A 20,099-nucleotide genomic window follows, 5' to 3' on the forward strand; every position below is an offset into this window, starting at 1 on the left:
CCGTCCTCTTCAGTTCCTGCCTCGCCCCTCGCTTGCCCTCTTGCCCCGGCACGATCTTTTTCGGAGGACCGGTTCCCAGCCCCGTGGATCATGCCTAAGTTCGTTTCATTATGCGCGCAAAGCCGGCCCCGATAAATACGCCTGAAGGCACAGACGCCGCACCGCGCGGCTTCTCCATCGATGCCCATCGTCTTGTGGCGCCGAAAGCCGCCGCAGGCCTCCATCTGGTCGCAACCCCGATCGGCAATCTCGGCGACATCACGCTGCGCGGGCTTCAGACGCTCGCAGGGGTCGATGTCATCGCCTGCGAGGACACCCGCATCACGCGGCGCCTGACCGAGCGCTACGACATTTCCGCGCAGCTCAAGCCCTATCACGAGCACAATGCCGAGGCCGCGCGCCCGAAGATCCTGGAGCGGCTTTCGCAAGGCGGCTCGGTCGCGCTGGTGTCGGACGCCGGCACGCCGCTGATCTCCGATCCCGGCTTCAAGCTGGTGCGCGAGGTCTGCGCCGCCGGCCATGCCGTCTACGCGCTGCCCGGCCCGTCCTCGGTGCTGGCGGCGCTGTCGGTCGCGGCGCTACCGACCGACCGCTTCTTCTTCGAGGGCTTTCTGCCGGCAAAATCCGCCGCGCGCAGGTCGCGCCTTGCCGAGCTTGCCCGCATCGATGCGACGCTGGTGATGTTCGAATCCGGCAACCGCGTGCAGGATACGCTTGCCGAGCTCGCCGAGATCATGGGGACGCGCGAGGCCGCGATTTGCCGCGAGCTGACGAAGCTGCACGAGGAGATTTCGCGCGCGACGCTGAACGAGCTGGCACGCGAGGCGGACACGCTGGAGACGCGCGGCGAGTTCGTGCTGGTGATCGCACCGCCTGCGGCGGATGCCGAGATGCTGACATCGGATGCGCTCGACGATCTCCTGCGCGCGCAGCTCGCCACCCACAGCGTCAAGGACGCCGTGGCTCATGCCGTCGAGCTGTCCGGCCGGCCGCGGCGCGAGATCTATGCCCGCGCACTCGAGCTCGCAAAAGATTTGCGGGGCGGCGATGGCGAAGACTGAGGGCGGAGCGGAACCGAAAGTCGCCTCGCCCGAACGCGTCGCCGCGTTCCGCACCGGCATCTCGGCCGAGAGCCGCGCCGCCGCCTATCTCATGGCCAAGGGCTATCGCATCCTCGCCAAGCGCTATCGCACCCCGCATGGCGAGATCGACATCGTGGCGCGCCGGCGCAACCTGATCGCCTTCGTCGAGGTCAAGGCCCGCGCGAGCCTGGACGATGCCGCCTTTGCCGTAACGCCGCGCCAGCAGCAGCGCATCATCGACGCCGCGCAAGGCTGGCTCGTCGCGCATCCCGAGCATGCCGAATTCGAATTGCGATTCGACGCCATGCTGATTGCGCCGCGGTCACTTCCGCGCCATGTGTTGGCAGCATTCGACGCCTCGACCTGAAAGGCAGACCATGAAACTGAACGTCGCCGTCCAGATGGATCCCATCGCCCGCATCAACATCAAGGGCGATTCCACCTTTGCGCTGCTTCTGGAGGCGCAGAAGCGCGGCCACGGCCTGTCCTACTACACGCCCGACAAGCTCTCGATGGTCGGCGAGGAGCTGGTCGCGCCGGTGCAGCTGCTGACCGTGCGCGACGAGCCGGGCGATCATTTCACCCTCGGCGAGCCCAAGCGCGAGGCGCTCAACGGCTTCGACGTGGTGCTGCTGCGCCAGGACCCGCCGTTCGACCTCGCCTACATCACCTCGACGCATTTCCTGGAGCGCATCCATCCGAAGACGCTGGTCGTCAACGATCCGGCCTCGGTGCGCAACGCGCCGGAAAAGCTGTTCGTGATGAACTTTCCGCAGCTGATGCCGCCGACGCTGATCTCGCGCGACCTGGATGAGATCAACGCATTCCGGGACAGGCACGGCGCCGTCGTGATGAAGCCGCTGCACGGCCATGGCGGCGCGGCGGTGTTCCGCGTGATGCCGCAGGACATGAATTTCGGCTCGCTGTTCGACATGTTCTCGGTCACGTTCAGGGAGCCCTGGGTGATCCAGCAGTTCATCCCCGAGGTGAAGCACGGCGACAAGCGCATCATCCTCGTCAACGGCGAGTTCGCCGGCGCCGTGAACCGCGTGCCCGCCGCCGACGACCTCCGCTCCAACATGGTGCGCGGCGGCGCCGCGCAGGAGACCGAGCTCACCCCGCGCGAACGCGAGATCTGCGCCACCGTCGGCCCGGCGCTGCGCGAGCGCGGCCTGCTGTTCGTCGGCATCGACGTCATCAACGGCAACCTCACCGAGATCAACGTGACATCGCCAACGGGCATCCGCGCCATCGCGCGTCTCGGCGGCCCGGACGTCGCGGCAAAGGTCTGGGACACGATCGAGCAGAAGCGGGCGAAGTAAGGCGCCTCTCACTTCGTCTCCCGGATACTCACTCCCTCACCGTCACCCTGAGGTGCTCGCCTCTTCGGCGAGCCTCGAAGGGCGACGGCCCGGCCGCATCCCGGCCGTACATCCTTCGAGGCTCACCTCGCGATGCGTTGCATCGCAAGCTTCGCACCTCAGGATGACGGATCACCTGTGTCGGCGCGGCATGCTGAGGTGACACCATGGCGGCGCGGAGTCCCACGAGCCACTAACCACCCGTTCACCATGACGCCGCGCGCATCGTTCGGACGAACGTCTCGTACTGCGTGAATCTACGGTGGCTGCTGGCCGATCGAATAACGCGCCGTTCACCATCTGCCCAGAACTCGGGCCGTGGCCGCTCATCGCATTCGGCCTCGCAACACCCCTTATACTTTTACTCCCTACTCATCGACACAGGGGAACCCGCCACGTGCGGTTCGAGTACCCCGCGTAAGAGTAGAGGCGTATGAATACCGCACGCATTGTCGTTCTCGTCATCGCGCTGGGCGCCGGCGGCGTCGCTGCGTATCTGGCGAGCGGTTATGACAACAAGCCCGCGCCCGCCCTTCCCGTCGCCGAGAAGCTGCCGACGGTCGAGGTTCTCGTCGCGAAAAACGACATCCAGCTCGGCCAGGCCGTGAAGGTCGAGGACCTGCAATGGCAGACCTGGCCGTCGACCACCGCGAGCAGCGCTTTCATCCGCCGCGACAGCAGGCCCGAGGCGCAGACCCAGATCGCCGGCTCGATCGCGCGCGTGCCGTTGATGCAGGGCGAGCCGATCCGCGAGCAGAAGCTGGTGAGGGCCGAGGGCTCCGGCTTCATGGCCGCGATTCTGCCGTCGGGCATGCGCGCCGTTTCCACCGAGATTTCAGCCGAGACCGGCGCCGGCGGCTTCATCCTGCCGAACGACCGCGTCGACATCGTCCTGACCCGCCGCCTGAAGAGTCCCGACGCCAGCAGCACGACCGCGGGCAACGACCTCATCCTGTCCGAGGTCATCCTGAGCAACGTCCGCGTGCTCGCGATCGACCAGGCGCCGAAGGAAAAGGACGGCCAGAACGCCGTGCTCGGCAAGACCGTCACACTCGAGCTCAAGCCGGACCAGGTCGCAACGCTCGCCGCCGCGCGCCAGGGCGGCACGCTCCAGCTTGCGCTGCGGAGCATCGTCGATGCCAACGCAGCCGAGCTCACGGCCGAGGATTTGGCGATCAAGCGTTCCGGCGGAGTCAACGTGATCCGCTACGGCGTGCAGGTGCGACAACTGACGTCACAGAAGTGATGGGGACATGATGAACTACGGGGATGATCGGGCGGGCTTGCGCATTCGGGGGAATCGCGCACGCACGTTCTGGACGGGGGCGATGTTGATGCTGGGGCTGCTCGCAGCTCCCGACTTCGTCGGCGCCGCCGAAACGCCGGTCGGCGACCAGGCGCCGATGCAGGCGCCGGATCTCGGCGTGGCGTCGGTCGGGACGATCGCGCCGGCGAAGACGCGCTTCCTGTCGCTCGGCGTCGGCAAGTCGGTCGTCATCGACCTGCCCCGCGAGGTCAAGGATGTGCTGGTGGCCGATCCCAAGATCGCCAACGCGGTGATCCGCTCGGCCCAGCGCGCCTATATCATCGGCGGCCAGGTCGGCCAGACCAACGTCGTGTTCTTCACCGCCGACGGCCAGCAGGTCGCCGCCTACGACATCGCGGTGAAGCGCGACCTCAACGGCATGCGTGCCGCGCTGCGCCAGTCGCTGCCGGGCGTGCAGATCGAAGGCGTCGGCGACAGCGTGATGCTGACCGGCTCGGTGTCGAGCCCAGTCGAGGCGCAGCAGGCCGGCGACGTCGCCGCCAAGCTGGTCGGCGGCTCCGACAAGGTGGTCAACAACATCGTGGTGCGCGGCCGCGACCAGGTGATGCTCAAGGTCGTCGTCGGCGAAGTGCGCCGCGACATCGTCAAGCAATTGGGCGTCGATCTCAGCGCCAGCCTGAATGCCGGCACCGCGGTCGTGAACTTCAACAATTCCAACCCGTTCTCGGTCTCTGGCGGCCCGCTCGTAACCAGCAACGGGCTCGGCCTTACCGGACTGGCAAAAGGCGTGGCCACCGTCAACGCCACGATGCGCGCGATGGAAAGCGCCGGCGTGATGCGGACGCTGGCCGAGCCGAGCTTGACGGCAATCTCCGGCGAGTCCGCCACTTTCATCGCCGGCGGCGAATTCCCGATCCCTGCGGGCTATTCCTGCGATCCGGTCACCCACGTCTGTACCACCCAGATCACCTACAAGAAGTTCGGCATCTCCCTGAACTTCACGCCGGTCGTGTTGAGCGAGGGACGTATCAGCCTGCGCGTGATGACCGAAGTCTCGGAGCTGTCGAATCAGAACGCCATCTCCGTGACGCAGGCGGTGTCCGCGGGCCAGACCAGCTCGATCACCATCCCCTCGATCCAGACCCGCCGCGCCGAGACCACGCTCGAGATTCCCTCGGGCGGCTCGATGGCGATGGCCGGCCTGATCCAGCAGCAGACCAAGCAGGCGATCAACGGCCTGCCCGGCGTCGACCAGGTGCCGATCATCGGCGCGCTGTTCCGCAGCCAGGACTTCGTCAACAACGAGACCGAGCTGATGGTGATCGTGACGCCCTATGTGGTGCGCGCGGTCGCCCAGAAGGAATTGTCGCGGCCCGACGACGGCTTTGCGCCGGCCTCGGACGCGCAGACGGCGCTGCTCGGCCGCATGAACCGCCTCTATGGCATCGCGCGCCGCGTCGATCCGATCGACGGCGCCCGCGGCGATTTCGGCTTCATCATCGACTGAGACCGACGGACGGCTTGGGGAACGGGGCAAGGATCGGGGCAAGAGGGGATCAAGCGATGACGAAGACCATGACCGATCGACGTCGCGGCTTAAGCGTCGCGCTGGCGCTGACGGGGCTCTCCGTCATGCTGGGTGCGTGCAACACCACGGGCGAGATCGTCACCCAGACGGTGCCGACCGATTATCGCCAGCGCCATCCGATCGCTGTGCAGGAAGCCAAGAAGTCGATCGTGATTTTCGTCGGCAAGGCGAGAGGCGGCCTCTCGGCCGAACAGCAGTCCGACGTCGCGGGCATCGCCCGGGACTGGGTGCGCGAAGGCACCGGGTCCGTCGTCGTCGATGTGCCGATCGACGCCGCGAATTCGCGTGCCGCCGCGGCGACCTATCGGGAAATCCGTTCCGTGCTCGCGTCCAGCGGCGTGCCGTCGCGTGCCATCGTCCAGCATCCCTATCGGCCCGAGGATCCCGGACTGCTGCCGACCATCCGCCTGAGCTACTCCCGCATCGCCGCGGTCGCCGGCCCCTGCGGGCTGTGGCCCGAAGACGTCGGTCCGTCCATCCTCGACCCCGGCTACAACGAGAACCGGCCGTACTTCAACCTAGGCTGCGCCAGCCAGCGCAATCTCGCGGCGATGATCGACAATCCCGCCGACCTCGAGCAGCCGCGTGCCGAAACGCCGGTCTACACCGCACGTCGCGACATCGCCTTCGAACGCTATCGCAAGGGCACGCCGGTCGCGACTCCCAACCCCGAGGCCGACAAGGCCAAGCTCAGCGATACAGGCAGATGACGAGCGTCAACGACGAAGAAGCGGACCATCCGCGGCACCCCGAGGAGCATATTGCGCCGGTTCCTCGCATTTCCGTGCAAGCCTTTTGCGAGACCGACCAGACGCTCGCCGCAGTGACGGCGGCCGGGCAGGATCGCAGGCTTGCCAAGGCGCATGTCACCGCCAAGGAAGGCGGCCTCGCCGCGGCGATCGAAGTCTATGAATCGATGCCGACGCCGAACGTGATCGTGATCGAATCCGACGGCACGCGCGACATCCTGGAGGGCCTGGACGATCTCGCCGGCGTCTGCGATCCCGGCACCCGCGTGGTCGTGATCGGCAACCCCAACGACACGGCGCCCTATCGCGAGCTGGTGCGTCGCGGCGTCAACGACTATGTGGTGGGACCGGTCGAAACGCTCGACGTGGTCCGTTCGATCTGCAGCCTGTTCTCGGCGTCCGAAGCCATCATCACCGGCCGCGTCATCGCGGTGGTCGGCGCCAAGGGCGGCGTCGGCGCGTCCACCGTCGCGCACAATGTGGCCTGGACCATCGCCCGCGACCTCGCGCTCGATTCCGTCGTGATCGACCTCGACCTCGCCTTCGGCACCGCGAGTCTCGACTACAACCAGGACCCGGTGCAGGGCATCGCCAACGCGGTGCTGTCGCAGGACCGGCCCGACACGGCGCTGATGGAGCGCCTGCTCGCCAAATGCACCGAGCGCCTCAGCCTTCTGGCCGCGCCTGCCACCCTCGACCGGGTCTACGATTTCGGCGCGGAGGCCTTCGACGCGGTGTTCGACACGCTGCGCATGACCACGCCCTGCATCGTGCTCGACGTCCCCCATCAATGGTCGGGTTGGACGCGGCGCGCGCTGATCAACGCCGACGACATCGTGATCGTGGCCGAGCCCGATCTCGCCAACTTGCGCAACACCAAGAACATGCTGACCGTGCTGAAGGCGGCGCGGCCGAACGACCGGCCGCCGCTGTACTGCATCAACCAGGTCGGCATGCACAAGCGCGCGGAGATCGACGTCAAGTCGTTCGTCAAGACCATGGAGAGCCAGCCGATCGCGGTGATCCCGTTCGATTCGAAACTGTTCTCCACCGCGGCCAACAACGGCCAGATGATCGCGGAGGTCTCCAAGAGCCACCGCACCACCGAGCTGTTCCAGAACATGGCGAACCGCCTCGCCGGGCGCGGCGAGGTGAAGAAGCCGAAGCGCTCGCTGCTCGCACCGCTCCTGAAGAAGCTGAAGGGCCGATCAAGCCGCAATTCCGCGCCGCATCGCAAGGCTTCGTAAGGAGCTGAACTCGCAAAGGCCGGCAAGTGGGCGGACTATTTGTCCGCCCTTTGCTGTTTCTTGGCCAGCACCTGGCGCAGTGCCGCGACCTTGGCCGCGGCCTGGTCCGGCGGCAAATCTGCCTTCACGAGGATTTCAGCCTCGGCCTCGCGGCCCTGCAATCCCAGCACGAGCGCGAGATTGGCGCGGACCCGCGCATCGTTCTGATTGCGCTGATAAGCGCGTCCGAGCACCTGTTCGGCCTTCGACAGATTGTTTTGCAGCATATAGGACAGGCCGAGATTGGACAGCACGGTCGGCTCGTCGGGCACGATCTTCAGCGCCGCGGCGTAATATTGCTGCGCCTCTTCGTTGCGGCCGAGCTGGTCGAGCGCCGCGCCCTGCGCCGACAGGATGCGCCAGTCCGGATCCTCGGGCGAATGCGAGCGGCCCAGCACGTCGAAAGCCTGCTGGAAATTGCCGTTGTCGGCGAGCGCGCGGCCGTAGCCGGCGAGCAGCGCCTTGTTGCTGGGATGGCCGAGCACGGCCTGCTCCAGCACCGCGACCGCCTGCGCGCGCTGGCCGCTCGCGCGCAGCGCCTTGCCATACTCGAGCGCGAGGTTGGGATCACCGGGCTTGGCGCGATAGCGCTCGCGCAGGACATCCATGTCCGACTTCGGATCGGCCTTGCCGGCTGTTTCCGACTTGCCGCCAAGCGCGCCGGTCACGTCCTCGACGCCGACGGTCTGGCAACCGCCGAGGGCAAGCACCAGAAGCGCGGGCAGCAGGAATTTCGCCGGGGCAGAGGCACGGGACAAACGCTTGGGCATACTCTGATCACTCGGCGACTGATCAGAGATGCTTACCGATTAACGCTAAATTCCCGTTAAGGAAGTCAGCCCCGCAGCCTAATCGGTGAACTCGGCACCGAATTCGCAGCCGATGCGCCAACGCAGCCGGCACTGGCGGGAATAGTCGGGTGCGAAGATGATGGTGAATTGCGGCGGCACTTCCAGGAATTCCGCCACCACTTTCACGCCCCCGTCCGAAATATCCGTGATTGTGCAATCCCGCGGCAGCGAGCCCGCGCCAAAGTGAATCTTGGCGAGTCGGCTGCACACCCGACGTTCGCTTCTCCGGCGATTTGCAAGCATTTTGATTGTTCACTTGTTAGATCACGGCCCATCCCGCAGCCCTAGGAGTAGCGGACATTCGTTGGAATGTGCTGAGGACAGCCGCTCGCATTCGAGGCGTAGTGTCCGCGCCTTGTTTACGATTGGTTAGGGCTTGGGCGCCGCCGGATATGTTCCCGTATTGTTCTTGCGGAGGGTGGCCGGCTCTGCTACCCTCGATTGTGCAAGTGGGCAGGCTGGTTCGGCATGGTTCAACGGGTTTCTACCGTCGCCTTTGAGGGGATCGAGGCCCGCGCGGTCGACGTGCAGGTGCAGGTCGCGCCGGGCCTGCCGGCCTTTGCCATCGTTGGCCTGCCGGACAAGGCGGTGTCGGAGGCGCGGGAGCGGGTCCGCTCGGCGCTGATTGCATCAGGCCTGGCGCTGCCGGCGCGGCGGATCATCGTCAATCTGGCCCCCGCCGACCTCCCGAAGGAAGGCAGCCATTACGACCTGCCGATCGCACTCGGGCTGATGGCGGCGATCGGCGCGATTCCGCCGGATGCGCTGACTGGCTTCACCGTGCTCGGCGAGCTCGGCCTCGACGGCTCGATCGCGCCGGTGGCCGGCGTTCTTCCCGCCGCGATTGGCGCCAATGTGCGCGAGGAAGGCCTGATCTGTCCGGCCGCCTGCGGCTCGGAAGCGGCCTGGGCGAGCCCGGACATCCAGATCATCGCCGCACAATCGCTGATCCAGATCGCCAACCACTTCAAGGGCACGCAGGTGCTGTCGCGTCCCTCGCCCAGGGTGCACGAGGCCGCCGCCTCGCCGCTCGACCTGCGCGACATCAAGGGCCAGGAAAGCGCCAAGCGGGCGCTGGAGATCGCGGCCGCCGGCGGACATCACCTCTTGATGATCGGCGCGCCCGGTGCCGGCAAGTCGATGCTGGCGGCGCGCCTGCCCTCGATCCTGCCGCCGCTGTCGCCGGGCGAGCTGCTCGAGGTCTCGATGATCGCCTCCGTTGCCGGCGAGATCGAAGGCGGTGCGCTGACTGCGCGGCGCCCGTTCCGCTCGCCGCATCATTCCGCCAGCATGGCCGCGCTCACCGGCGGCGGCATGCGTGCCAAGCCCGGCGAGATCTCGCTGGCGCACCAGGGCGTGCTGTTCCTCGACGAATTGCCCGAGTTCGATCCGCGCGTGCTGGATTCGCTGCGCCAGCCGCTGGAGAACGGCGAGGTCTCGGTGTCCCGCGCCAATCATCGCGTCACCTACCCTGCCCGCTTCATGCTGGTCGCGGCGATGAATCCCTGCCGCTGCGGCAACGCGTTCGAACCCGGCTATGCCTGCAAGCGCGGTCGCATCGATCGCTGCACCGGCGACTACCAGGCGCGCATCTCAGGGCCCTTGATGGACCGCATCGACCTGCGCATCGAGGTTCCGGCGGTGACCGCAGCCGACCTGATCCTGCCGCCGCCGGCGGAGGGATCAGCCGAGGTCGCCGCGCGCGTGGCGGCGGCGCGAGACATCCAGCTTGCGCGTTACGCGGCGATCGGCCTGCCGCGGGTCCGCATCAATGCCGAGGCGCCGGCCTCGGTGCTCGAAGAGATCGCCAAGCCGGATGTGCAAGGCGCCAAGCTGCTGCGCGACGCCGCCGAGACCATGCGGCTGTCGGCGCGCGGCTATCACCGGGTGCTGCGGGTGGCGCGCACGCTCGCCGACCTCGACAACGCAGACAAGATCGGCCGGCTGCATCTCGCCGAAGCGCTGTCCTACCGCGCACTCGCAGAGGATGTGCGCCAAATGGCGTGATCATTCCGCGCATCAACCCGGCGGTAACGAGTTTCCTTTACGCTCTGCAAACCATAAGGCCCACAAGTTCCCGTACGGGCCTGGCGAGTAGAGTGTCATGTTGCGTTTCAAGATCCTGGCCTCGGTCGTTCCCCTGCTGGCGGCTGCGGTGTTCGCCCGCAGCGAGATCGGATCGGTCTCGCATCCCTGCATCGCCCTGGGCGACACCTCTGTCGAGCTGACATCGCTGTTCTGGACCGCCGGCGTCCATGTCGCCTTCACCGACGATCCGACGCGGGCCACGGTCAGGGTTCAGATCACCGACGATGCGGACGGTGCGGACTTCGCGGTGGTCGACGACGGTCTCGGCTCCGAGCCGGATTCCTGCCAGGCCAATCCGCAGACCCGGCTCATCACGATTGCCGCACAGCCGGTCGACGGCGGGCCGGTGATCTATCTCTCCACCGACGGGCCGGCCGATTACCGCATCTATGTGCGCTCGAAGTCGTTCTCGCAGCGCGAGGCGGCGGCGCTGATCGTCGGCGCCCACGGCGGTCACCGCCCGTTCCAGGCCGCCTCGCTCTGAAGCGCGATGATCATCGCGCTTCAGGTTGGTGTTGGAGCATGATCTTTCCGGAAAACCGCTGCACACTTTTCCGGATCATGCTCTGAGCCGTTAACACCTCGTCAACCCTGTTTGGAGGCGGCGCCAAAGCCTCAAGCTGTTCGCAAGGTCGGCGGGACATCGTCGCACGTGGCAAGCACGGGGTTTTTAAGACAAGAGTCGGGATCGGTGGCGATGGGTCGGACGTTCCGGATCAAGGTGCGCATGCGCCGCTTCAGGCGGCAGCATCCGAGAATCGCCTTCGCGATCCGCTCCTTCATGATCTTCTCGGCGACGTTCGGCGGCGCCTATGGCTTCGTCTCCGGCAGCCGCGCCGAGAATTCCGGCTACGATCCCAACGCCTTTGCGATCGGCGCGAGCTTCCTGTTCGCGCTCGCCTGCCTTGGCCTGGCGACGATGAGCATGCGGCTGCGCTTCGTCAACAAGCGGCTGCGCAAGCTCGCCGCTCACAACGAGGCGCTGATCGACCGCAATTGGGAGCTGAAGGAAGCCGAGGAACGCGCCCGCAGCCTGTTCGAACAGCAGGGCGACCTGATCGTGCTGCGCGACACAAACGGCCGCATCACCTTCGCCAACGACGCCTATTGCGCGCTCGCAGGGCAGGCGCGCGGCGCACTGGTCGGCACACGCTTTGATTTCGACGTGCTGGAGCAGGGCGACAATGCCCGCGAAAGCAATGGCACGCGCGTTCACGATCAGAAGATCGCAACCCCGCTCGGCGCGCGCTGGATCGCCTGGCGCGAGGGTTATGTCCGCCTCGATGCCGGCCAGCCCGCCGAGTTGCAGAGTGTGGGACGCGACGTCACCGACCGCACCGAGACCGAGCGCGCATTGTCCGACGCCCGCGACCAGGCCGATGCCGCCAACCGCGCCAAGTCGCGCTTCCTCGCGATGGCCTCGCACGAGATCCGCACTCCGCTCAACGGCATCATCGGCATGGGCGGCCTCTTGCTCGACACCACGCTGACGCCGGAGCAGGCGACCTACGCGAAAGCCGTGAAAACCTCGGGCGAAGCGCTGATGGCGCTGATCGAGGAGATGCTCGATTATTCCAAGATCGAGGCCGGCAAGCTCGACCTCGAGCAACGCCCCTTCGCGCTCTCGAGCCTGATCGAGGAGATCACCGAGCTGCTCGCGCCGCGCGCGCAGGCGAAGACACTCGAGATCGCCGCCTATGTCGACGAGCGCCTGCCGCTCGAGGTGGTCGGCGACGCCGCGCGGCTGCGCCAGGTGCTGCTCAATCTCGCCGGCAACGCCATCAAGTTCACCGCGAGCGGCGGCGTGGCCCTGATCGTCGAGCCCGGCATCTGGCCGAACGAGATCAGCTTCCTCGTCCGCGACACCGGCATCGGCATCGCAGCCGAAGCGCAGCAACGCATCTTCCGCGAGTTCGAGCAGGCCGACGAGCGCGTCGCCCGCACCTATGGCGGCACCGGGCTCGGCCTTGCCATCAGCGAACGCATCGTCAAGCGCATGGGCGGCCGGATCACACTGACGAGCGAACCGGGCAGGGGCTCGACCTTCGAGGTCGCGGTGCCGCTCGCGCCATCGCAAGGAGGCGCGGGGCAGACCGCGTTCCCGAGTCCCAACCTCACGGGCAAGTCGATCCTGCTGATTGCCGAGGGCATCGAGGCTTCGCTGATCGCACGGCGACTGGAACGCTGGGGTGGCCAGACATGCCTCGTGACTGACGCCACTGTCGCGGAAGCGCTGCTGCCGGAGCGCTCCTGGCAGGCAGTGCTGGTCGATCGCGCGATCGGCCCTGCAATTGCCGACCGGCTGGGCGACGTGGCCCGCGCCCATGCGCCGCAACGGCTGGTGCTGCTGACGTCGAGCTCGCGCCATGAAAAGCTGTCGGCGGCCTTCACCGGCTTTCTGGTGAAGCCGCTGCGGGCGGCCTCGCTCGCCGCACGCCTCGCGCTGCCCCCGGAGGTCGCATCGCCCGAGCTTGCGCCGGAGCCCCCGGTCGAATCCACGAGCGCGGCACCGGCAAAGGGACTGTCGGTCCTCGTCGCCGAGGACAACGAGATCAACGCGCTGTTGATGCGTTCGCTGCTGACCAAGCTCGGCCACCGCGTCGTCATCGCCGTCCATGGCGAGGCCGCGCTGGAATCCTGGCTCGCTGCCAGCTCGGCCGGCACGCCCTATGATCTCGTGCTGATGGACATCCAGATGCCGCAACTCGACGGCATCGAAGCGACAAAACGCATCCGCGCCCACGAGGCCGCCACCGGCGGCCAGCACACCCCGATCCTCGCACTCACCGCCAACACGCTGGTGGAGGATCGCTACGCGTGCTTCGAGGCCGGCATGAACGGGTTTTTGATCAAGCCGCTCGACCGCGAGAAGCTGGACGAAGCGCTGGCGGGACTTGCGGCGTCACGGCATCTGGCGGTGTAGAAGGGTCTCGCCGCCGTCATTGCGAGCGCAGCGAAGCAATCCAGAATCTTTCCGCAGAGACAGCCTGGATTGCTTCGCTACGCTCGCAATGACGGGTGTGGGGGCAGGCGCGCCTCAAGCGCAATATCGTAGGGTGGGCAAAGCGTAGCGTGCCCACCGTTCACGTCCGACAGTAATGATAGATGGTGGGCACGGCGCTTTCGCGCCTTTGCCCACCCTACGGCACTGGCTTTCGCCAGGACGACGCCTAAACCTACAGCCGCCGCAGCGCCACGCTCTCGACCACGTGGTCGGGGCCCTTCTTCAGGATCAGCGTCGCGCGGGGGCGGGTCGGCAGGATGTTGTCCTCGAGATTGGCGAGGTTGGTGCGCTCCCAGATCGCGATCGCGGTGGCGGTGGCTTCCTCGTCCGACAACAGCGCGTAGCGGTTGAAGTAGGATTTGGGATTGGTGAACGCGGTGTCGCGCAGCGCCAGGAAGCGCTTGATGTACCAGCGCCGCAGCGCCGCTTCGTCGGCATCGATATAGACCGAGAAATCGAAGAAGTCGGAGACCACCGGCACCGCCTTGCCGTCGCGCGGCAGCTTGCCGGTTTGCAGCACGTTGACGCCCTCGACGATCAGGATGTCGGGCTGGTCGATCTCCACCCACTGGTTCGGCACGATGTCGTAGGTCAGATGCGAATAGACTGGCGCGCGAACGTGGCGGCGGCCGGCCTTGATGTCGGAGAGGAAGCCGAGCAGCAGCGGCAGGTCGTAGCTCTCCGGAAAACCCTTCTTCTGCATGATGCCCTGCCGGTCGAGCACGGCATTCGGGTACAGAAAACCGTCGGTCGTGATCAGGTCCACCTTCGGGCGCGGCGACCAGCGCGCCAGCAGCGCCTGGAGCACGCGGGCGGTGGTGGATTTTCCGACCGCGACCGAACCGGCGACGCCGATGATGTAGGGCATCTTGCGGTCGCGGATGTTGAGGAACTGGCGCTCCGCGTAATACAGGCGCTGCATCGCATCGACATAGATCGACAGCAGGCGCGACAGCGGCAGGTAGATGTCCTCGACCTCCTGCAAGTCCAGGCGATCGTGCAGCGAGCGAAGGCGGTCGAACTCGCCCGGCTCCAGCGTCATCGGCGTATCGTCCCGCAACCGCGCCCATTGCTCGCGCGTATAGACGCGGTACGGATTATACTGCTGCTCGGGTGCGCGGATATCCATAACGCCGCCTTTCCGTTGCGACTTACTCACTCTTTACGCGAAGCTTTTTCTTCCAACCCTGACATCGAGGTTCGCTTGCCGAGCGCAGCCTCGACCTCTTCCAGCTTTATGCCGCGTGCCTTCAAAAGCACAAGGAAATGATAGAGCAGATCGGCACCCTCGGCGATCAGATGCGCGCGATCGTTTTCGACTGCTGCGATTACGGTTTCGACTGCTTCCTCACCGAACTTCTTGGCGCAATGCTCGGCGCCCTTGTCCAGGAGCTTGCGGGTATAGGAGCCCTCGCCGCCGGCCGCCGCGCGGGCGTCGATGGTCTCGGCCAGATCGTGGATCGTGAAACGCGGCATCGGAATTACTCGAAAAACACACTTGGCGGCACACTTGCCACGGCGGCCATTCCCGCCGGCCTGTGTAGCATTTCTAGGAGCGGGAGTCGTCAGGCATCCAGGCGCATGGGCAGGCCGCGCCGGGCCATGTGCTCCTTGGCCTCGCGGATGGTGAATTCCCCGAAATGGAAGATCGAGGCCGCCAGCACCGCCGTGGCGTGCCCGTCGCGGATACCGTCGACGAGATGGTCGAGATTGCCGACGCCGCCCGAGGCGATCACGGGAACGGGAATGCTGTCGGCAATCGCCCGGGTCAGCGGGATGTCGAACCCCTGCCTCGTGCCGTCGCGGTCCATCGAGGTCAGCAGGATTTCACCGGCGCCGAGCGAGACCACTTCCTGGGCATATTCGATGGCGTCGATGCCGGTGGAGTTGCGGCCGCCATGGGTGAAGATCTCCCAGCGGTCGCCGCCCGGGCGCTTGACCCGCTTGGCGTCGATCGCGACCACCACGCACTGCTCGCCGAATTTTTCGGCGGCTTCCTTGACGAATTCGCGCCGCGACACCGCGGCGCTGTTGATCGAGACCTTGTCCGCGCCGGCGCGCAGCAACGTCTTGATATCGTCAACCGCGCGCACTCCGCCGCCGACGGTCACAGGCATGAAGCAGGCCTCCGCCGTGCGCCGGACCACGTCGAGCATGATGCCGCGGTTCTCATGGGTCGCGGTGATGTCGAGGAACGTGAGCTCGTCGGCGCCGGCGGCGTCATAGGCGATCGCGGCTTCGACGGGATCACCGGCATCGCGCAGATCGACGAAATTGACGCCCTTGACGACGCGGCCGTCCTTGACGTCGAGGCAGGGGATCACGCGCACCTTGAACATGTGTCGGCTCCTAGGCGCGCGCGTTGCGGATCAGGGTGAGGGCGGAAGCGGGGTCGAGCCGGCCATCGTAAAGGGCGCGGCCGGCGATCGCGCCGGCGAGCCTCGATGCGCGCGGCGTCAGCATCGCCTTGACGTCCTCGATCGAGGCGAGACCGCCGGAGGCGATCACGGGGATCGAGATGGCGTCGGCCAGCGCAATGGTCGCATCCAGGTTCAGGCCCTTGAGCAGGCCGTCGCGCGCGATGTCGGTGAAGATGATGGCGGCAACGCCGGCATCCTCGAAGCGCTGTGCGATCTCCAGCACCGTCACCTGCGAGGTCTCGGCCCAGCCCTCGACCGCGACCTTGCCGTCGCGGGCGTCCAACCCGACCGCGACGCGGCCGGGGAATTTCCTGGCTGCAGCTTTCACCAGTTCAGGGTCGCGCACCGCGGCGGTGCCGATGATGACGCGGGTGATGCCCTTTTCGAGCCAGGCTTCGATGGTCGCGAGGTCGCGAATGCCGCCGCCGAGCTGCACCGGGATCTTGATCGTCTTGAGCATCGCCTCGACGGCCTGCGCATTCACCGGCTTGCCGGCAAAGGCACCGTCGAGGTCGACGACGTGGAGATACTCAAAGCCCTGCTCGGCAAAGCTCTGCGCCTGCGCCGCGGGATTGAGGTTGAACACGGTCGCGCGCGCCATGTCGCCTTGCTCGAGGCGCACGCATTGGCCGTTCTTGAGATCAACAGCGGGAAAGAGAATCACGGCTTCCATCGCAAAAAGTTCGAGATCAGGGCGAGCCCAAAACGCTGGCTCTTCTCGGGGTGGAATTGCGTGCCGATGGCGGTGTCCTTGGCGACGATCGCGGTGACAGGCCCGCCGTAATCGGCGCGCGCGAGCACGTCCGCCTCATTGGCGGCGTTGAGGTGGTAGGAGTGCACGAAATAGGCGTGCTGGCCCTTGGGGCCGAGCGGCAGCTTGTTCAGCACCGGATGCTCGCGCAGCACGTCGAGCGTATTCCAGCCCATGTGCGGGATCTTCAGGCTCTCGTCGCGCGGCGTGATCTTCTCGACGTCGCCGCCGATCCAGTTCAGGCCCTGCGTGATGACATGCTCCTTGCCGCGGGTGGCGAACAGCTGCATGCCGACGCAGATGCCGAACATCGGCCGCGCCTTGACGCGCACCGCTTCGGTGATCGCCTCGACCATGCCGTTGACGGCGTCAAGGCCGCGCCGGCAATCGGCGAAGGCGCCGACGCCCGGCAGCACCAGGCGATCGGCGCTGTAAGCCTGGTCCGGATCGCTGGTGACGAAGACCTTTTGCGGGTTCTCCAGGCTGCGCGCGGCGCGCTCGAAGGCTTTCGCGGCGGAATGCAGATTGCCGGAACCGTAATCGATGATGGCGATGCTCATCTTGACCCTCCCGGTTCTGGAAACAATCCAATGATGCCGCCGGCCGGAAGCGGCGGCGGGTTCGAAAATTGCTGGCCCGGCGTGTTGCGGGTCGGCGGCGGGCCGCCGCGATCGACGGCCCATTGATCGTTGACGATGCCGTGCTGCTTCTGGCTCCAGCGCTCGAAGAAGCGGCGCTCGGCGGTGTCCTCGTCGTCCCCGACGACGATATCGAGCAGCCGCCATTTGCCGCGCGACAGCGTCCAGCGGCGCAGGCTGGAGGCCTCAAAACCCATCAGCAGCGCAACGATGATATCGGAGAAGAAGATCGCGCCGCGTCCGATGCCGAGGCTGGACAGTCCGGCATTGAACGCGGCGACGAAGACCAGCCAGCCGATCAGCACCAGCCACAGCCGGTTCCACAACAGCCAGAACGGGCCGAAAACCATCGCCCAGTAATGGAAGCCGTCGCGCACGAAGACGAACTTGTCGGTCGCGCGCAGATCGGCTCCGGCAGGGAAGGGAGCATGAACTGTGTAGACAGGCATGGTGATGCCCCGTTCTCGAGAATTCAGTGATGCCGCCGGCAGCGATTGCCACCGAGACGGAGATGTCAGCCGCCGAGCGAGCCCTTGGTGGACGGGATTTCACCCGCCGCCTTCGGATCGATCGCGACCGCCGCCCGCAGCGCCCGCGCCAGACCCTTGAAGCAGGACTCGGCGATATGATGGCTATTATCGCCATATAGGGTCTCGACGTGGAGAGTCACGCCGGCGTTCATGGCGAAGGCCTGGAACCACTCGCGCACCAGCTCGGTGTCGAACTCGCCGATCTTGTCGCGGGGGAAGTCGACCTTGAACACCAGGACCGGGCGGCCCGAGATGTCGATCACGACGCGCGACAGCGTCTCGTCCATGGGCATGTGCACGCCGGCATAGCGGGTGATGCCCGCCATGGTGCCGAGCGCCTGCTTGACCGCCTGGCCGAGCGCGATGCCGGTGTCTTCGGTGGTATGGTGATGATCAATGTGCAGGTCGCCGACCGCCTTGACCGTGAGGTCGATGCGGGAATGGCGGGCGAGGAGATCGAGCATATGGTCGAAAAAGCCGATGCCGGTCGCGATATTGGACACGCCGGTGCCATCGAGGTTCACGGTGACCTCGATGTCGGTTTCCTTGGTCTTGCGCTTGATCGTCGCGGTGCGCATCAAAACTAGCTTTCGCTTCATTTGAGCATGATCTTTGTCGGAAAACCGGTGCCCACTTTTCCGGATCATGCTCGGGGGCCGAAAACGGGGGTCTTTTAACAGCCCCATGACGCCTTCGCTACTGCGGGAACGGCTGGCCGGGCCTCTACTTCTGCCTATGGTGAGCGAAATTGGGCCCGGAGCGGCCCGTTGTGCCCTCGCTCCCGACCGCCTAAATCAGGCCGGACAATGAGGTACTTCATGCAGGATTCCCAGAACAGCTCGCCGGGCTGGCACGGCACCACGATCTTGACGGTCCGCAAGGGCGGCAAGGTGGTGGTCGGCGGCGACGGCCAGGTCTCGATCGGCCAGACCGTGATCAAATCCAATGCCAAGAAGGTTCGCAAGCTCGGCAGGGGCGACGTCATCGGCGGCTTTGCCGGCGCCACCGCCGACGCCTTCACGCTCTTTGAGCGGTTGGAAGCCAAACTCGAGCAATATCCGGGGCAGTTGACCCGGGCGGCGGTCGAGCTCGCCAAGGACTGGCGCACCGACCGTTACCTGCGGCGGCTGGAGGCCATGATGATCGTGGCCGACAAGGACGTCTCCCTGGTGCTGACAGGCACCGGCGACGTGCTCGAGCCCGAGGCCGGCGTGATGGCGATCGGCTCCGGCGGTAACTATGCACTGGCGGCCGCGCGGGCCCTGCTCGACACCGACAAGGACGCCGAGACCATCGTCCGCCGCTCCCTCGATATCGCCGCCGACATCTGCGTCTACACCAACCGCAATGTGACCATCGAAAGCCTGGCGACCGGCTAGGCCATGACGCCCGCCTATGCCTTCCGCCCGATGACCGCGGCTGACCTGCCGCTGATCCGGCGGTGGCTGGGCGAGGCGCATGTGCGGGAATGGTGGGGCGATCCGGCCGAGCAGCTTGCGCTGGTCAGCGGCGACCTCGATGAGCCGGCGATGGACCAGTTCATCGTGTTGGCCGGCGACAAGCCGTTCGGCTATCTTCAGTGCTACCGCCTGACCGCCTGGAATACGGGCTTCGGGCCACAACCGGAGGGCACGCGTGGGATCGATCAGTTCATCGGCGAAAGCGACATGATCGCGCGCGGCCACGGCTCGGCCTTCATCCGCCAATTCGTCGACGCAGAGCTGCGGCAAGGCCTGCCACGCGTCGTCACCGATCCAGACCCGCTCAATCTGCGCGCCCTGCGCGCCTACGAGAAGGCGGGCTTCGTCCGCGACCGCATGATCGAGACGCCGGACGGGCCGGCACTGTTGATGGTGCGCGAGCCATGACGCTGGCCAGCGCGCGCGAAAGCAAAGCCGCGGTGCCAGCATTCGCCTGGGTCGGCATCGCGCTGCTGCTGCTGGCGCTGCAGGCCTCGATCCTGTTTGCGATGGGGCGGGTGCCGATCTGCACCTGCGGCTACGTCAAGCTGTGGCACGGCGTGGTGAACAGCTCGGAGAATTCCCAGCACATCGCCGACTGGTACAGCTTCTCGCACGTCCTGCACGGCTTCCTGTTCTACGCATTGACCTTTCTGCTGTTCGCGCGCCTGCCGTTGCTGCCTCTGTCGTGGCCGGCACGGCTGATCGTCGCCATGCTGATCGAAGGTGCCTGGGAGATCGTCGAGAACTCGCCATTCATCATCGAGCGCTACCGCGCCGGCACGATCTCGCTCGACTATTTTGGCGACAGCATCGTCAATTCGGTGTCGGACACGCTGTTCATGGCGCTGGGGTTCCTTGCCGCGCGCGTGCTGCCTGTCACGGTGACCGTCCTGCTCGGGCTCGCCTTCGAGATCATGCTGGCGCTCCACATTCGCGACAATCTGACGCTCAATATCTTGATGCTGATCCATCCGATCGAGGCCGTGAAGCAATGGCAATCGGGGCCGCCGATCATCTGACC

The 20,099-nt window shown here is 66.1% G+C and carries 22 protein-coding genes; 13 read left to right on the forward strand and 9 right to left on the reverse strand.

All coding sequences use genetic code 11. The annotated features are described in order from the left end of the window. Window positions 1-110: 110 nt before the first annotated feature. The 7 genes from rsmI (at window position 111) to A3M7_RS0109835 (ending at window position 7,294) form a co-directional block, all read left to right on the forward strand. Entirely contained in the window at window positions 111-1,061 is a 951-nt protein-coding gene (gene rsmI, locus A3M7_RS0109800) for a 16S rRNA (cytidine(1402)-2'-O)-methyltransferase (protein ID WP_027543762.1), read from the forward strand. Next, window positions 1,048-1,449: a YraN family protein gene (locus tag A3M7_RS0109805; protein ID WP_027543763.1), complete on the forward strand. Its 402-nt coding sequence runs from the start codon at window positions 1,048-1,050 to the stop codon at window positions 1,447-1,449. Before rsmI ends, A3M7_RS0109805 begins: the two co-directional genes overlap by 14 nt. A gap of 10 nt (window positions 1,450-1,459) precedes the next feature. Beyond that, window positions 1,460-2,404 carry a glutathione synthase gene (gshB, locus tag A3M7_RS0109810; protein WP_027543764.1) on the forward strand — a complete coding sequence of 315 codons (945 nt, stop codon included), beginning with the start codon at window positions 1,460-1,462 and terminating at the stop codon, window positions 2,402-2,404. Between the two features lie 472 nt (window positions 2,405-2,876). Continuing rightward, window positions 2,877-3,689, forward strand: a complete 813-nt coding sequence (cpaB, locus tag A3M7_RS0109815) for a Flp pilus assembly protein CpaB (RefSeq protein WP_027543765.1) — start codon at window positions 2,877-2,879, stop codon at window positions 3,687-3,689. Between the two features lie 10 nt (window positions 3,690-3,699). Next, entirely contained in the window at window positions 3,700-5,217 is a 1,518-nt protein-coding gene (locus A3M7_RS0109820) for a type II and III secretion system protein family protein (protein ID WP_027543766.1), read from the forward strand. A 56-nt stretch (window positions 5,218-5,273) separates the two neighbouring features. After that, window positions 5,274-6,008: a CpaD family pilus assembly protein gene (locus tag A3M7_RS43945; RefSeq protein WP_049823314.1), complete on the forward strand. Its 735-nt coding sequence runs from the start codon at window positions 5,274-5,276 to the stop codon at window positions 6,006-6,008. Further along, complete coding sequence (locus tag A3M7_RS0109835; protein ID WP_027543767.1) at window positions 6,005-7,294, forward strand: AAA family ATPase; 1,290 nt, start codon at window positions 6,005-6,007, stop codon at window positions 7,292-7,294. Before A3M7_RS43945 ends, A3M7_RS0109835 begins: the two co-directional genes overlap by 4 nt. A gap of 35 nt (window positions 7,295-7,329) precedes the next feature. Here the strand turns inward: A3M7_RS0109835 and A3M7_RS0109840 are convergent, their stop codons facing one another. Together A3M7_RS0109840 and A3M7_RS0109845 are read right to left on the reverse strand one after the other, a co-directional pair. Beyond that, window positions 7,330-8,103: a tetratricopeptide repeat protein gene (locus tag A3M7_RS0109840; protein WP_027543768.1), complete on the reverse strand. Its 774-nt coding sequence runs from the start codon at window positions 8,101-8,103 to the stop codon at window positions 7,330-7,332. Window positions 8,104-8,181: 78 nt separating this feature from the next. After that, on the reverse strand, window positions 8,182-8,427 hold the full coding sequence (locus A3M7_RS0109845) for a PilZ domain-containing protein (protein ID WP_011083489.1): 246 nt from the start codon (window positions 8,425-8,427) through the stop codon (window positions 8,182-8,184). Between the two features lie 225 nt (window positions 8,428-8,652). Between A3M7_RS0109845 and A3M7_RS0109850 the strand changes: the two genes are divergently transcribed. The 3 genes from A3M7_RS0109850 (at window position 8,653) to A3M7_RS0109860 (ending at window position 13,195) form a co-directional block, all read left to right on the forward strand. Further along, complete coding sequence (locus A3M7_RS0109850) at window positions 8,653-10,191, forward strand: YifB family Mg chelatase-like AAA ATPase (RefSeq protein ID WP_027543769.1); 1,539 nt, start codon at window positions 8,653-8,655, stop codon at window positions 10,189-10,191. A gap of 97 nt (window positions 10,192-10,288) precedes the next feature. Further along, window positions 10,289-10,756: a hypothetical protein gene (locus A3M7_RS0109855; protein ID WP_027543770.1), complete on the forward strand. Its 468-nt coding sequence runs from the start codon at window positions 10,289-10,291 to the stop codon at window positions 10,754-10,756. Window positions 10,757-10,969: 213 nt separating this feature from the next. Further along, window positions 10,970-13,195: an ATP-binding protein gene (locus A3M7_RS0109860; protein ID WP_027543771.1), complete on the forward strand. Its 2,226-nt coding sequence runs from the start codon at window positions 10,970-10,972 to the stop codon at window positions 13,193-13,195. A 253-nt stretch (window positions 13,196-13,448) separates the two neighbouring features. Here A3M7_RS0109860 and coaA read toward each other — a convergent pair whose 3' ends face one another. From coaA to hisB, 7 genes are all read right to left on the reverse strand, one after another. Beyond that, window positions 13,449-14,405, reverse strand: coding sequence for a type I pantothenate kinase (gene coaA / locus A3M7_RS0109865; RefSeq protein WP_027543772.1), 957 nt, complete (start codon window positions 14,403-14,405; stop codon window positions 13,449-13,451). A 26-nt stretch (window positions 14,406-14,431) separates the two neighbouring features. After that, window positions 14,432-14,752 carry a phosphoribosyl-ATP diphosphatase gene (locus A3M7_RS0109870; protein WP_011083482.1) on the reverse strand — a complete coding sequence of 107 codons (321 nt, stop codon included), beginning with the start codon at window positions 14,750-14,752 and terminating at the stop codon, window positions 14,432-14,434. A gap of 89 nt (window positions 14,753-14,841) precedes the next feature. After that, window positions 14,842-15,615: an imidazole glycerol phosphate synthase subunit HisF gene (gene hisF, locus A3M7_RS0109875; RefSeq protein ID WP_027543773.1), complete on the reverse strand. Its 774-nt coding sequence runs from the start codon at window positions 15,613-15,615 to the stop codon at window positions 14,842-14,844. A gap of 10 nt (window positions 15,616-15,625) precedes the next feature. Beyond that, entirely contained in the window at window positions 15,626-16,369 is a 744-nt protein-coding gene (gene hisA, locus A3M7_RS0109880) for a 1-(5-phosphoribosyl)-5-[(5-phosphoribosylamino)methylideneamino]imidazole-4-carboxamide isomerase (RefSeq protein WP_198033728.1), read from the reverse strand. Further along, window positions 16,357-17,007: an imidazole glycerol phosphate synthase subunit HisH gene (gene hisH / locus A3M7_RS0109885; protein WP_027543775.1), complete on the reverse strand. Its 651-nt coding sequence runs from the start codon at window positions 17,005-17,007 to the stop codon at window positions 16,357-16,359. Before hisH ends, hisA begins: the two co-directional genes overlap by 13 nt. Then, a complete protein-coding gene (locus A3M7_RS0109890; protein WP_027543776.1) occupies window positions 17,004-17,534 on the reverse strand; it encodes a DUF2628 domain-containing protein in 531 nt (176 codons plus the stop codon). The genes hisH and A3M7_RS0109890 overlap by 4 nt, the downstream gene beginning before the upstream one ends. Window positions 17,535-17,599: 65 nt before the next feature. Further along, window positions 17,600-18,193, reverse strand: coding sequence for an imidazoleglycerol-phosphate dehydratase HisB (gene hisB / locus A3M7_RS0109895; protein WP_027543777.1), 594 nt, complete (start codon window positions 18,191-18,193; stop codon window positions 17,600-17,602). A gap of 240 nt (window positions 18,194-18,433) precedes the next feature. Here hisB and hslV point away from each other — a divergent pair, with 240 nt between their 5' ends. From hslV to A3M7_RS0109910, 3 genes are read left to right on the forward strand one after another with little or no spacing between them, the layout of a single operon-like run. Continuing rightward, the gene (hslV, locus tag A3M7_RS0109900; RefSeq protein WP_027543778.1) at window positions 18,434-18,994 is read left to right on the forward strand and encodes an ATP-dependent protease subunit HslV; all 561 of its coding nucleotides are present in this window, start codon (window positions 18,434-18,436) and stop codon (window positions 18,992-18,994) included. Window positions 18,995-18,997: 3 nt separating this feature from the next. Continuing rightward, window positions 18,998-19,483, forward strand: a complete 486-nt coding sequence (locus A3M7_RS0109905) for a GNAT family N-acetyltransferase (RefSeq protein WP_027543779.1) — start codon at window positions 18,998-19,000, stop codon at window positions 19,481-19,483. Next, on the forward strand, window positions 19,480-20,097 hold the full coding sequence (locus A3M7_RS0109910) for a DUF2585 domain-containing protein (RefSeq protein ID WP_027543780.1): 618 nt from the start codon (window positions 19,480-19,482) through the stop codon (window positions 20,095-20,097). Before A3M7_RS0109905 ends, A3M7_RS0109910 begins: the two co-directional genes overlap by 4 nt. Window positions 20,098-20,099: the final 2 nt, after the last annotated feature.

Source organism: Bradyrhizobium sp. WSM2254, from assembly GCF_000472645.1.
GTDB lineage: Bacteria > Pseudomonadota > Alphaproteobacteria > Rhizobiales > Xanthobacteraceae > Bradyrhizobium > Bradyrhizobium niftali.

Coding starts and splice junctions, on each gene's coding strand:
- rsmI (WP_027543762.1), top strand. CDS start 111: ATGCGCGCAAAGCCGGCCCCGATAAATACGCCTGAAGGCACAGACGCC.
- A3M7_RS0109805 (WP_027543763.1), top strand. CDS start 1,048: ATGGCGAAGACTGAGGGCGGAGCGGAACCGAAAGTCGCCTCGCCCGAA.
- gshB (WP_027543764.1), top strand. CDS start 1,460: ATGAAACTGAACGTCGCCGTCCAGATGGATCCCATCGCCCGCATCAAC.
- cpaB (WP_027543765.1), top strand. CDS start 2,877: ATGAATACCGCACGCATTGTCGTTCTCGTCATCGCGCTGGGCGCCGGC.
- A3M7_RS0109820 (WP_027543766.1), top strand. CDS start 3,700: ATGAACTACGGGGATGATCGGGCGGGCTTGCGCATTCGGGGGAATCGC.
- A3M7_RS43945 (WP_049823314.1), top strand. CDS start 5,274: ATGACGAAGACCATGACCGATCGACGTCGCGGCTTAAGCGTCGCGCTG.
- A3M7_RS0109835 (WP_027543767.1), top strand. CDS start 6,005: ATGACGAGCGTCAACGACGAAGAAGCGGACCATCCGCGGCACCCCGAG.
- A3M7_RS0109840 (WP_027543768.1), bottom strand. CDS start 8,103: ATGCCCAAGCGTTTGTCCCGTGCCTCTGCCCCGGCGAAATTCCTGCTG.
- A3M7_RS0109845 (WP_011083489.1), bottom strand. CDS start 8,427: ATGCTTGCAAATCGCCGGAGAAGCGAACGTCGGGTGTGCAGCCGACTC.
- A3M7_RS0109850 (WP_027543769.1), top strand. CDS start 8,653: ATGGTTCAACGGGTTTCTACCGTCGCCTTTGAGGGGATCGAGGCCCGC.
- A3M7_RS0109855 (WP_027543770.1), top strand. CDS start 10,289: ATGTTGCGTTTCAAGATCCTGGCCTCGGTCGTTCCCCTGCTGGCGGCT.
- A3M7_RS0109860 (WP_027543771.1), top strand. CDS start 10,970: ATGGGTCGGACGTTCCGGATCAAGGTGCGCATGCGCCGCTTCAGGCGG.
- coaA (WP_027543772.1), bottom strand. CDS start 14,405: ATGGATATCCGCGCACCCGAGCAGCAGTATAATCCGTACCGCGTCTAT.
- A3M7_RS0109870 (WP_011083482.1), bottom strand. CDS start 14,752: ATGCCGCGTTTCACGATCCACGATCTGGCCGAGACCATCGACGCCCGC.
- hisF (WP_027543773.1), bottom strand. CDS start 15,615: ATGTTCAAGGTGCGCGTGATCCCCTGCCTCGACGTCAAGGACGGCCGC.
- hisA (WP_198033728.1), bottom strand. CDS start 16,369: ATGGAAGCCGTGATTCTCTTTCCCGCTGTTGATCTCAAGAACGGCCAA.
- hisH (WP_027543775.1), bottom strand. CDS start 17,007: ATGAGCATCGCCATCATCGATTACGGTTCCGGCAATCTGCATTCCGCC.
- A3M7_RS0109890 (WP_027543776.1), bottom strand. CDS start 17,534: ATGCCTGTCTACACAGTTCATGCTCCCTTCCCTGCCGGAGCCGATCTG.
- hisB (WP_027543777.1), bottom strand. CDS start 18,193: ATGCGCACCGCGACGATCAAGCGCAAGACCAAGGAAACCGACATCGAG.
- hslV (WP_027543778.1), top strand. CDS start 18,434: ATGCAGGATTCCCAGAACAGCTCGCCGGGCTGGCACGGCACCACGATC.
- A3M7_RS0109905 (WP_027543779.1), top strand. CDS start 18,998: ATGACGCCCGCCTATGCCTTCCGCCCGATGACCGCGGCTGACCTGCCG.
- A3M7_RS0109910 (WP_027543780.1), top strand. CDS start 19,480: ATGACGCTGGCCAGCGCGCGCGAAAGCAAAGCCGCGGTGCCAGCATTC.